Source organism: Azospirillum sp. UFLA03-27, assembly GCF_059803775.1.
In genome coordinates, this window is the sequence record NZ_JAUQTX010000221.1 from 1 (window position 1) to 11046 (window position 11046).

Consider the following 11046-nt stretch of genomic DNA (forward strand, 5'->3'; position numbering starts at 1 on the left):
GCGTATAATCGTCGGCAGCGTCAGATGTGTATAAGAGACAGGCCGGAGCGGAGGGCGGCGGGGGAAGGCTGGACGAGCGGGCGAGATTCTGCATGGCGTGCCTCTGCGCAAACATCCGCACCACCCGAGCGGTGGCCTGCGGCATGGCGCCGACTGTATGCCTTCAATCGCCGATTCCGCAAGCGTGATTGACTGCATTCAATGAGGGCTGTGTATGGAAAATCCTGATTTTTCGGGAGGCGATCCCAGCAATGCGACACTCTGAAGCAGGCTTTGATGGCCTTCAGATGATGACACCCGCGGTGGCGGGGGGCAGGACCAGGGCGTCGGCCAGGATCTCCAGCGCGCGGCGGGTCTCGTCGCGGTCGAGCGGGGCTCCCAGGCAGAAGCGCAGGGCCGCAGGCACGTCCGGTGTGGTGGCGAAAGCCTCCGCGGCCACCGCCGAGATGCCCCGGCTGCGCAGGTGGGCGGTGAACTCCCCACCGGTCCAGCCGTCCGGCAGGGTGAGCCAGAGATGGAAGGCCTCCCGCTTGGTGACGATCCGTTCCGCCGGCAGAAGCGACTCGGCGAGCGCCCGGCGGGCCATGGCCTCCGCCCGAATGGCATCGCGCACGGCCTCTGCGGTGCCATCGGCGATCCACAACCGGGCGATGGCGGCGGACAGCGGGGCGGCGATCAGCGTGGTCGCCCGCTGCGCCACCGCCACCCGGCGGGCCTGCCGGGCGTCGGGCGCCGCCACATAGGCGATGCGCAGCGCCGGGGACACGCATTTGGCAAGCCCGGCGACGTGGTAGGTCAGCTCCGGCGCGAAAGCGGCCAGCGGCGGCGGCGCCGTTTCCGGCAGCGGGCCGTAGATGTCGTCCTCGATGATCGGAACGCCATGGTCGCGCACCGCCGCGGCGACCGCCCGCCGCCGCTCCTCCGGCATGGTCGCGGTGGTCGGGTTGTGGAAGGTGGGAATGCAGTAGAGCGCCTTGGGCCGGTGCTCGGCCAGGGTGGCGCGCAGAGCATCAGGGTCGATGCCGTCCGCGTCCATGGGGACGCCGACCACCCGCAGCCCGAGTTGGGCCGCGGCGGCGCGGAAGCCGGGATAGGTCAGCGCCTCCGCGCAGACCGTGTCGCCGGGGCGGGCCAGGGCGGACAGCAGCGCGAGCAGGGCGGCCTGCGTGCCGGGTGCCACCAGCACCCGCTCCGCCGTCAGGCCGGGCAGGCGATGGCGCAGCCAATGCACCGCCGCCTCGCGGTCGTCCGGGCTGTCGGCCCCGTCCGGGTAGCGCAGCAGGTCCGGCAATCCCAGAGCCGCGGTGGCCGCGGCGACCCCGCGGTTCATGCGGGCGGTCAGGGCGGTGGAGTCCTCCGGCTGTGGTGGCTGGTTCATCGCCATGCTGACGGCCAGCGGCACCGTCGCAACGGCGGTATGCGGCTCCGCGGCGAAGGGCGGGGGAACATGGCCCGTCTTGCGCACGAAGGTGCCTTGTCCAACGCGCGCGTCGACCAGCCCGCGGTGGCGCGCCTCCCCATAGGCGCGGCTGACGGTGGTGAAGTCGATGCCCAGCCGGTCGGCCAGGATCCGCTGCGGCGGCAGCCGGTCGCCGGGCCTCAGCCGCCCCGCCCCGATGTCCGCCGCGATGGCGTCCGCGATGGCGATGTAGACGGGGCGGCTGCGGTCTTCCAGGGAGGGCGCCCAGTCGTTGGGGTGCGCGGCGGTTTGGGGGGTGGGAAGCGGCGGCATGGCGATCCTTGCAGGGAGGCGGGGCGCTCCCTTCCAGACATTAGGCCCGGCATTGTATGGATTGTCAATATGCGCGTCGTGAAGTTTCACCGGCCGCGCCAGCCCTCTCGTTCATAGCGGGGTGCAGCGCCCTGGACAACAGGCTTCACAGCCAAAGCGTGCACAGAAAAAAGGCCACCGGGGCGGACCCCGATGGCCTTCGAGTCTAGGGAGGAAACGTCCAGGACGTCGCACCGGCCGCCGCAACGGCGGCCCACAACGCTTGAACACAAGAGAAAGCATACTAATATATTAATATGAAAGCAAGCAGGAAATCAGGGGTGGCAATCCATTTTCGATGCCGGCCCACGGTTTCGCCGCCCTACTTCCGTCCCGCCGGAGCGACGGGACGGAAGCGGCAACCGTAGAGGTCAGCCGCTGTTGCGCAGGCCGGCGGCGACGCCGTTGATCGACATCAGGATGCCGCGCCGCACCCGCTCGTCGCTGCTGCCGGCGCGGTGACGCCGCAGAAGCTCGACCTGGACGTGGTTCAGCGGGTCCATGTAGGGGAAGCGGTTGCGGATCGACCGGGCGAGCAGCGGGTTCTCACCCAGCAGCTCGTCATGGCCGGCGATGGCCAGCAGATGGCGGCGGGTGCGCTGCCACTCCTCGCGGATGCGGCCGAAGATGCGCTCGCGCAGCTCGACGTCCTCCACCAGCTCCGCGTAGCGCGAGGCGATGGCGAGGTCGCTCTTGGCCAGCACCATGTCCATGTTGGACAGCAGCGACTTGAAGAAGGGCCAGGCGCGGTTCATGCGCTGGAGCAGGGCGAGCCCGTCCGGCTCCTCCTTCAGCCAGGCCTCCACGGCGCTGCCGAAGCCGTACCAGCCCGGCAGCATCAGGCGGCACTGCGCCCAGGAGAAGACCCAGGGAATGGCGCGCAGGTCCTCGATGCGGTCCGACTTGGTGCGCGAGGCCGGACGGCTGCCGATGTTCAGCGTGGCGATTTCCGAGATCGGCGTGGCCGTTCGGAAATACTGGGTGAAGCCCGGCGTCTCGTAGACCAGCCCGCGGTAGGCGCCGAAGGCCAACTCCGACAGCCGCTCCATCGCCGCGTAGAAGGACTCCGCCGGCTCGACCCGGTTCTCCAGGTCGAGCAGGGTGGCCTCCAGCGTCGCCGCGGTCAGGACCTCCAGGTTGCGCTGCCCGACCTCGGGGCGACCGTACTTCGAGGCGATGACCTCGCCCTGCTCGGTGATGCGGATCTGGCCGGACACCGCGCCGGTCGGCTGGGCCAGGATCGCCTGATAGCTGGGGCCGCCGCCGCGGCCGACCGAGCCGCCGCGGCCGTGGAACAGCCGCATGCGCACGCCATGGCGGTCAAACAGCTTCGCCAGCTCGATCTCCGCCTTGTACAGCTCCCAGCCGGAGGTCAGGAAACCGCCGTCCTTGTTGCTGTCCGAATAACCGAGCATCACCTCCTGCTCGTCCCCGCGCGAGGTGACCAGGGCGCGGTAGGCGGGCAGGGTGAACAGCCGCTCCATCGTTGCCGGGGCCTGCCGGAGATCCTCGATGGTCTCGAACAGCGGGACGATGTTGAGGCCGAGCGCCGGGGCGCCTTCCGCGCCGGGGCGCAGCAGGCCGGATTCCTTGAGAAGCAGCGCCACCTCCAGCAGATCGGACGCGCCGTCCGTCTTGGAGATGATGCTGTTCGGCAGGGCGGCGGGTCCGTAGGTCTCGCGCAGCTGGCGGGCGGCGAAGAAAATCGCCAGCTCGCCCGCCGTCTCCTCCGAATAGGCGTGGTAGGGCGAATGCAGCGGCCGCGGGCTCTGGATTTCCTCGGCCAGCAGGGCGATGCGCTCGTCCTCCGACAGGGCGGCGTAATCGGCGCAGCGCCCGGCGACGGCCAGCAGCTCCGCCACCGTGCGCTGGTGCACGTCGGAGTTCTGGCGCAGGTCGATCGGGGCCAGATGGAAGCCGAAGGTCTTCACCGCGATGATCAGGCGGCGCAGCCGCCCGGCGGCCAGACGGCCCGCCCCGTGGGCCTTCAGCGAGGTCGCCAGCACCTCAAGGTCGGCCAGCAGCTCGGCGCTGGTGGCGTAGGGATCGCCCTTGCCGACCGCGTTGCGCAGCGCCTCATGCTGGTCGAGCGTGCGCGAGGTCGCCGCCAGACGGGCGTAGATGCCGGTCAGGGCGCGGCGGAACGGCTCGTCGGCGCGGTGCGGCGAATGGTCGGGCGAGCGCTTGGCCAGTTCCTCCAGCTCCGGCGAGGTGCCGAGCAGCAGCTCGGACAGCGGCAGCTCGCCGCCCAGCTCGTGAATCTCGGTCAGGTAGTGGTCGAGCGCGGCAGTCGATTGCAGGCGCATCGCCTCGCGCAGGATCGGCGCCGTGACGAAGGGGTTGCCGTCGCGGTCGCCGCCGATCCAGGAACCGATGCGGAAATAGGGCGGCAACGACCACTCCCGCTCGGGGAAGCGCTTGGCCAGCAGATCCTCGAAGCGGCAGAACAGCTTCGGCAGCTCGGAGAAGAAGGTGTCGGTGTAGTAGGAGATGCCGTTCTTCACCTCGTCGATCACGGCGAGGCGCTGCGGGCGCAGCATGCGGGTGCGCCACAGGGTCAGGATGGCCTCCTGAAGCGCGTCCATGTTGGCCTCCGCCTCCTCCGGGGTCAGGCGGGAGCGGTCGCGGGTGTCCAGCAGGGACGCCACCTTGTGCTCCAGCGCCAGGATGCTCTTGCGCTGGACCTCGGTCGGGTGGGCGGTCAGCACCGGGCTGACCTGGGCGATGTCCAGCACGCCGGCCAGCCGGTCCGGCCCGACGCCAGCGGCCTCCAGCCGCTCCAGCGCGTAGGGCAGGGTGCCTTCACGCGCCGGCGAGCCGGCGATGGCATGGTCGCGGGTGCGGCGGATGTGGTGCTGGTCCTCGGCGATGTTGGCGAGGTGCAGGAAGTAGGAGAAGGCGCGCACCACCGACATCATCGTGTCGCGCGGCAGGCCGTTCAGGATTTCGGCCATCTCGCGGCGGGCGGAGTCATCGTCGTCGCGGTTGAAGCGGACCGAGGCCTGGCGCACGCTCTCGATGACGCCGTAGACGCCGTCACCCTCCTGCTCGCGCACCGTGTCGCCGAGCAGGCGGCCGAGCAGGCGGATGTCCTCGCGCAGCGGGAAATCCTTGTCGTCGATGCCGGTGTCGGTGCCGGTGTCGATGGTGTTGGCCGGAGCGTCGGGGCGGAGGGCGGCGTCGGTGGTCATCGTGGGTCGCTCCGGCTGTGCGAAGGTGGAACCGTCGAAAGGATCGGCGTGCAACTGTAAAGCAGTTTGCTGCACCTGCTAAAGCCCTTTTCCCCTTGTGGGAGAACGGCTTCGGCAGGGTTGCGGACGCCGCCGCCCCGGTTGCGCCGGTTGCGCTGCGGTGTCCGCACAGATCTATCACTTGGCGGAAGGGCTCGCCACGGCGGCGCGCGATCCTTCCGCCATGCGGTGACGGCTGCTGATCAGCGCCAGAGTTATACTAGTATATCAAATCCGCTGGCAAGACTCGCAGCCTGTTCAGGGCGTGCCGAATCGTCCCGGCGGCAGCCCGACGACGCCGGGCGTGCAGGCGAACAGCCCGCCGGCCAGCGGTTCTCCGTCCGGCGCGTCCTGGGCGGAGGTGGTGATGAACAGCCGATCCAGCCCCGGCCCGCCGAAGGCGCAGGAGGTGACGTTGGACACCGGCAGCCGCACCGCCCGATCCAGCGTCCCGTCCGGCCGGAAGCGGCTGACCCGGCCGCCGCTCCAGTGGGCGACCCAGAGATGGCCCTCGGCGTCGCAGGTCATGCCGTCGGGATAGCCGTCCTCCTCGCCGAAGCGGATGTGGGCGCGCTTGCCGGACAGGGTGCCGTCCGCGGCCAGGGTGAAGGCGAAGATTGTCCGGGACGGGCTGTCGGTGTGGTAGAGCGTCCGCCCGTCCGGGGCCAGGGCGGGGCCGTTGCTGACCCTATAGCCCTCGTCCACCCGCGCCACGGAACCGTCCGGCCCGACGCGGTAGAGCGCGCCGGAGGCCTCCTGTTCCGCGTCGTCCATGCTGCCCACCCACAGCCGGCCCGCCGTGTCGGCCATGGCGTCGTTCAGCCGGTTGCCGGGAGTGTCCTCCTCCAGCCGGAGCATCTCGGGTCCCACCGAGAGCCGGTCGCCGTCGAGCGTCAGGCCGACCAGCCGGCGCGAGCGAAGCCCGGCGACGAAGCCGGCACCGTCCGCCCGCTCGACCAGCCAGCAGGCGGCCTCCTCCAGCGGCCAGTCGCGCCCCTGGCCGTCGGCGGGGGTGTAGCGCAGCAGGCGCGAGCCGTGGATATCTACGGCGAACAGGGCGTTGTGCGACGGCGACCAGACCGGCCCCTCGCCGAGCTGCGCGCCCGCCTCCCAGACACAGTGAGCGTCCATGGTCCCGGTCTCCTTGCTGTTGCTGTCCTGCGGGATGCCGCGGGTCTTTTCGTCACAGGTCCGGGGTGACTTTCGCGGCAAGTCTTTTGCAGCGTTCCGGCGCGGGAAGTGGCAAAAAGAGCGCGTGGCGTTCGCCGGTCCCATGCCCATATGGGGCTTGACCGAACGATCGAACCGACGTTTGAACCGAAGTTCGAACCAGAGTTTCAAGGCAGTATTTTTCCGAGGGAGGAATTCACCCATGTCTGCCCCGACCCGACTGAAGCCCGGCGTCGTGACCGGAGAGGACTACCGTGCGCTGATCGCCGCCTGCCAGGACGGTGGTTATGCTCTGCCGGCGGTCAACGTGGTCGGCACCAACGGCATCAACGCCGTCCTCGAGGCGGCGGCGAAGAACCGCTCCGACGTGATCGTGCAGCTCTCCAACGGCGGCGCCCGCTTCTACGCCGGCGAGGGCATGAAGGACGCGCTCCAGGCGCGCATCCTCGGCGCCGTGTCGGCGGCCCAGCACGTCCATCTGCTGGCCGAGCAGTACGGCGTCTGCGTCGTCCTGCACACCGACCACGCCAATAAGGGCCTGATCCCCTGGGTCGAGGGCATGATCGGCCATGGCGAGGAGCATTTCCGCCGCACCGGCCGTCCGCTGTTCAGCTCGCACATGCTCGACCTGTCGGAGGAGTCGCTGGACTTCAACCTGTCGGAATGCGCCCGCGTCCTCAAGCGCCTCGCCCCGCTGGGCATGAGCCTGGAGATCGAGCTGGGCGTGACCGGCGGCGAGGAGGACGGCATCGGGTCGGAGGACCTGGACGCCGCCAACAACGCCCACCTCTACACCCAGCCGGAAGACGTGCTGCGCGCTTATGAGGAGCTGTCGCCCATCGGCCACTTCTCGGTCGCGGCCTCCTTCGGCAACGTGCACGGCGTCTACGCGCCGGGCAACGTGAAGCTGCGCCCGGAGATCCTCGGCGCCTCGCAGGCCCTGGTGGCGGAGCGTCACGGCGGCGGCGCCAAGCCGCTGGCCCTGGTGTTCCACGGCGGTTCGGGGTCGGAGAAGGAGAAGATCGCCCAGGCGGTCGGCTTCGGCGTGTTCAAGATGAACATCGACACCGACACCCAGTTCGCCTTCGCCGAGTCCATCGGCGGCTTCGTGCTGGAGAACGAGGCGGCCTTCCGCCATCAGATCGACCCGCAGTCTGGCAAGCCGCTGAAGAAGCTGTACGACCCGCGCAAGTGGCTGCGCCTGGGCGAGCAGGGCATGGTCCGTCGTCTCGACGAGGCCTTCGCCGATCTGGGCGCCGCCGGCAAGTCGCTGGCCGGCTGATCGGTCGGAACATGGGGGTGGGGGGCCGGCACGGCCGCTCACCCCTACACCGACGGCGGCACCACGATCACCGACTCCGGCGGTGTCGCAACCATCGCCGGGGCCGGAGGCGCCGCGAAATCCACGGCCAGTTGCTCCACCGTCATCGACCCGGCGCCCGCCGCCACCTCCGCGCCGAACTGGAAGCCCAGGATCCAGTCCGTCTCGCTGACGATCCCGCGGGTCTGAAGCTCATCCAGCAGCCCGTCCAGGTCCAGCGTCCCGGCCAGCCGGTCGTCGCCGTATTGCAGGACCGTGTATTCCCAGTCGATCGGGTTGCCGTCCACCCCGCCGCTGAACAGCGGCTTGTTCCACAGCGTGGCGTCCCCCTGAGCGTCGGTCAGCGTGGCGACCGGCTCCCCGGCGGGGGTGAAGTAGCCGCTGTGCAGCCACACCATCACCTCGTCGGTCACGCCCGCGATCCCCTTGGCCGGGTCGTCGCCGATCCACAGGCTGACCGCGACGTTGTAGAGGTTCGTGACACCGGTCAGGCCGACCTTGTAGGTCACGTCGAAATTCGGCAGGTCGGCGATCCGCGCCGGCAGGACCGCGCTGGTGGACGGCGCGCCGTTCCACGGGTTGACGCCGTGGGTCAGCTCCGGATAGGCGCGCACCGGGTAATTCTCGTAGGTCAGGGCGCGCCGGCTGTCGTAGGGCCAGCTCCAGCTGATCACCGTTCCGTTCGGAGAGGTCGCCTCGTTGATGGCGATTGACTGCGTGAAATCCTTGCCGTTGCGGTAGCCTCCCGGATTCCAGACGTTGCTGCTGGCCGCCCAGCCGCCCGCCTCCAGCCGGTCGGCGCTTCCTTTCAGCGTGGTGGTCATGATGGGTCCCCGCTCCGTCCTGTTCTGTCCGGCGTCGGGGCTTCAACAAGGGCGGACGGCGATGATCGCGGCGGCGCTCAGCGCCTCATGGACAGCCGGAGGTCGATGTCGCGGGCGAGCCGATCCATCGGGCTCGACGGCTCGATGGCGTCGAACCATTTGTTGTGCCAGTGAAAGCAGAAGGCGCCGGGGAAGAAGCTGTCGAGGTCGAACGCGACCGGCGACGCCGTCATGAAGTCGTTGAAGTGAAGCACCGGATTGTCGATCCATCCGGCGTCGAACCAGGGGCACGGCAGCACGAGGATGTCCATCGGCGTCTCGTAGACCAGGCCGGCCTGCTGGAAACCCCAGCCGCGGCCACGGTTGCGGATGAACTCGATGTTGCCCTTCATCGCTTCGGATCTCGGCGTGGGGGAGATGTAGATCGCGCCGTTGGGATAGTTCTGCCGCTCCCATCGATAGGCCAGGATCTTGCCGGGAAACTGGTTCAGGAGCGGTGTGACGCTTCTCAGGAACAGGCAGTCGAGGTCGAACCACGCGCCGCCGTATTTGTAGAGCAGGATGTACCGGACGATGTCGGAATAGAAGGACGCGTCGATCGACCGCCCGAAATCGTTTCCCTCAAGAAAGGTGCCGCGGCACTCGTCGTGCTCGGAAAAGGCGCGTATCTCGGCGTATTTTCCGATTTCACTCAAATATTCGTTGTCGACGCCGTTCCGGGTCCAGACGATGATCCTGTTCCCGTTGCCGCGCACGTTGAACAGGTGGCAGCTTTTCACTGAAATGAGATGCTTCTCGTTCAGCGGGCCGTCCCAATAGGCGTGAAAAGTGAGCGGCTCGGCCAGGGGAGTTTCATCCTTGATGAGCTTGGCGACCTCCAGCGCCAGAAGTTCATGGGAGAAATCCTCCGGTGCGAACCTCAGCACTTCCATCGATGGACCCTTCACGACACCGTTTTTGGGGAAAGCTCCCGTCGAACGCCGTTATGCAACAGGTCCGGCGCGGCAGGCAATCTCCCCCCCGACGGAAAGCCTTCACTTGCCCTTGCGGGTCAGCAGGAAGGCGAAGACGCCGATGGTCACGACGAAGACGCTGACGGCGCCGACCAGGGCGATGTAAGTGGTGGTGTCGAAGTTCATGGTGCATCCTCCATCGGTTGAAGAGACAGGCAGGATCAGGGGGCGAGGAAAACGGTCTCGTGCTGGACGGTCAGCCCGTCCGGCTGGCGGGTGACGACGAAGGCCGTGGGGATCGACGGCTGGCGCAGCGCTTCCTTCGGCACGCGGACCAGCACGCGGTGGGTCGCCACGCTGTCGGGATCGGCCTGGACCAGGACGGAGCCTTCCGCCGCCTCGCCCTCGCCGCCGGCCACCGACAGGACGGCGCCGGGAAGACCGGTGACGGACAGGCGATAGCTCTGGGCCGCCCGCGTCATGTTCAGGACCTTGACCGTGTAGGCGTTCTGGATGTCGCCGTTGGACAGGGTGACGAACAGCGGCGCGCGGTCGCGCAGGATGTTCACGTCGACCTTCGGCTTCAGAACCAGCCCGGCGGCCATCATCCCGCCGACGACGGTCAGCAGCAGCGTGTAGATGATCGTCCGCGGGCGGACCGGCTTGAACGCCGGCTTGGCGCCGTTGGCCCGCGCGATCTGGGCGTTCAGGGAATCGAACCGGACCAGATCGCCGGGCCGCCCGATCCTCGCCATCACGTCGTTGCAGGCGTCCACGCACAGGCCGCAGCCAATGCAGGCGAGCTGCGGGCCGTTGCGGATGTCCACCCCGGTCGGGCAGACATGGACGCAGGCCCCGCAATCGATGCAATCGCCCAGCCCCGTCGCCTTGCGCTCCTGCCAGCTTTGCGAGCGCTTCAGGTGGCCGCGGCCCTCGCCGCGCCAGTCCTCATAGGTGACCGTCAGGCTGTCCTCGTCCTGCATCGCCGCTTGGAAGCGCGGCCAGGGGCACATGTAGATGCACACCTGCTCGCGCGCGTGACCGGCCAGCAGATAGGTGGTCGCGGTGAACAGCCCGATGAACAGCAGCACGGACGAGGACGCCTCGAACCGCAGCATCTCCAGCGCCAGCGTCGGGGCATCGTTGAAGTAGAAGACCCAGGCCCCGCCGGTCAGCAAAGCGATCAGCAGCCACGCGGCGTGCTTGGCCGCCTTCTTGCCCAGCTTGGCCGGCGACCAGGGGGCGTGGTCGAGGCGGATGCGGTCGCCGCGGTCGCCCTCGATCCGGCGCTCCACCCAGAGGAACAGGTCGCTCCACACCGTCTGCGGACAGGCGTAGCCGCACCAGACGCGGCCGGCGAGCGCGGTCGCCAGGAACAGGCCGATGGCCCCCAGGATCAGCGCGCCGGTCAGGTAATAGACCTGCTGCGGCCACAGCTCGATGAAGAAGAAGTACAGGCGGCGGCCCGGCATATCCACCAGCACCGCCTGATCCGGCGCGTTGGGGCCGCGGTCCCAGCGAATCCAGGGGGTGACGTAGTAGAGGCCGAGCAGAAGGATCAGCGTCAGCCATTTCAGCCGGCGGAAGGTGCCGGCGACCGACTTCGGGTAGATCTTGTCATGCTTGGCGTAGAGGTTGCTCTTGCGCGCGGATTCAGCGGTGCGGGAGGCGGTTTGCGGTTCGGTGGTGGAAACGCTCATCATGCTCGTCCGTGGTTCGGCCCGCGGACAAATGGGCAGGGGCGGGGCAGCTGTCTCTTATACACATCTCCGAGCCC

Annotated in this window: 7 protein-coding genes; 1 reads left to right on the top strand and 6 read right to left on the bottom strand. The window is 68.6% G+C overall.

From position 1 onward, the window contains the following. Window positions 1-283: 283 nt before the first annotated feature. From Q4I23_RS25215 to Q4I23_RS25225, 3 genes are all read right to left on the bottom strand, one after another. Window positions 284-1732: an aminotransferase-like domain-containing protein gene (locus Q4I23_RS25215; RefSeq protein ID WP_454020967.1), complete on the bottom strand. Its 1449-nt coding sequence runs from the start codon at window positions 1730-1732 to the stop codon at window positions 284-286. Window positions 1733-2142: 410 nt separating this feature from the next. After that, a complete protein-coding gene (ppc, locus tag Q4I23_RS25220) occupies window positions 2143-4962 on the bottom strand; it encodes a phosphoenolpyruvate carboxylase (RefSeq protein ID WP_454020968.1) in 2820 nt (939 codons plus the stop codon). Between the two features lie 297 nt (window positions 4963-5259). Continuing rightward, window positions 5260-6132, bottom strand: a complete 873-nt coding sequence (locus Q4I23_RS25225) for an SMP-30/gluconolactonase/LRE family protein (RefSeq protein ID WP_498528033.1) — start codon at window positions 6130-6132, stop codon at window positions 5260-5262. Between the two features lie 241 nt (window positions 6133-6373). Here Q4I23_RS25225 and fbaA point away from each other — a divergent pair, with 241 nt between their 5' ends. Beyond that, a complete protein-coding gene (fbaA, locus tag Q4I23_RS25230) occupies window positions 6374-7453 on the top strand; it encodes a class II fructose-bisphosphate aldolase (RefSeq protein ID WP_040138070.1) in 1080 nt (359 codons plus the stop codon). A gap of 44 nt (window positions 7454-7497) precedes the next feature. On the opposite strand, the gene Q4I23_RS25235 is transcribed toward fbaA, so the two are convergent. From Q4I23_RS25235 to ccoG, 3 genes are all read right to left on the bottom strand, one after another. Continuing rightward, window positions 7498-8316 (bottom strand): GH12 family glycosyl hydrolase domain-containing protein, encoded by an 819-nt coding sequence (locus Q4I23_RS25235; protein ID WP_498528034.1) that lies wholly within the window; start codon window positions 8314-8316, stop codon window positions 7498-7500. 77 nt (window positions 8317-8393) lie between these two features. Next, window positions 8394-9248 (bottom strand): glycosyltransferase, encoded by an 855-nt coding sequence (locus tag Q4I23_RS25240; RefSeq protein ID WP_498528035.1) that lies wholly within the window; start codon window positions 9246-9248, stop codon window positions 8394-8396. A 242-nt stretch (window positions 9249-9490) separates the two neighbouring features. Continuing rightward, window positions 9491-10969, bottom strand: a complete 1479-nt coding sequence (gene ccoG / locus Q4I23_RS25245; protein WP_498528036.1) for a cytochrome c oxidase accessory protein CcoG — start codon at window positions 10967-10969, stop codon at window positions 9491-9493. Between the last annotated feature and the right edge of the window lie 77 nt (window positions 10970-11046).

Bases quoted from the DNA above. Each gene is read 5' to 3' on its own strand.
- Q4I23_RS25215 (WP_454020967.1), bottom strand. From the start codon at position 1,732: ATGCCGCCGCTTCCCACCCCCCAAACCGCCGCGCACCCCAACGACTGG.
- ppc (WP_454020968.1), bottom strand. From the start codon at position 4,962: ATGACCACCGACGCCGCCCTCCGCCCCGACGCTCCGGCCAACACCATC.
- Q4I23_RS25225 (WP_498528033.1), bottom strand. From the start codon at position 6,132: ATGGACGCTCACTGTGTCTGGGAGGCGGGCGCGCAGCTCGGCGAGGGG.
- fbaA (WP_040138070.1), top strand. From the start codon at position 6,374: ATGTCTGCCCCGACCCGACTGAAGCCCGGCGTCGTGACCGGAGAGGAC.
- Q4I23_RS25235 (WP_498528034.1), bottom strand. From the start codon at position 8,316: ATGACCACCACGCTGAAAGGAAGCGCCGACCGGCTGGAGGCGGGCGGC.
- Q4I23_RS25240 (WP_498528035.1), bottom strand. From the start codon at position 9,248: ATGGAAGTGCTGAGGTTCGCACCGGAGGATTTCTCCCATGAACTTCTG.
- ccoG (WP_498528036.1), bottom strand. From the start codon at position 10,969: ATGAGCGTTTCCACCACCGAACCGCAAACCGCCTCCCGCACCGCTGAA.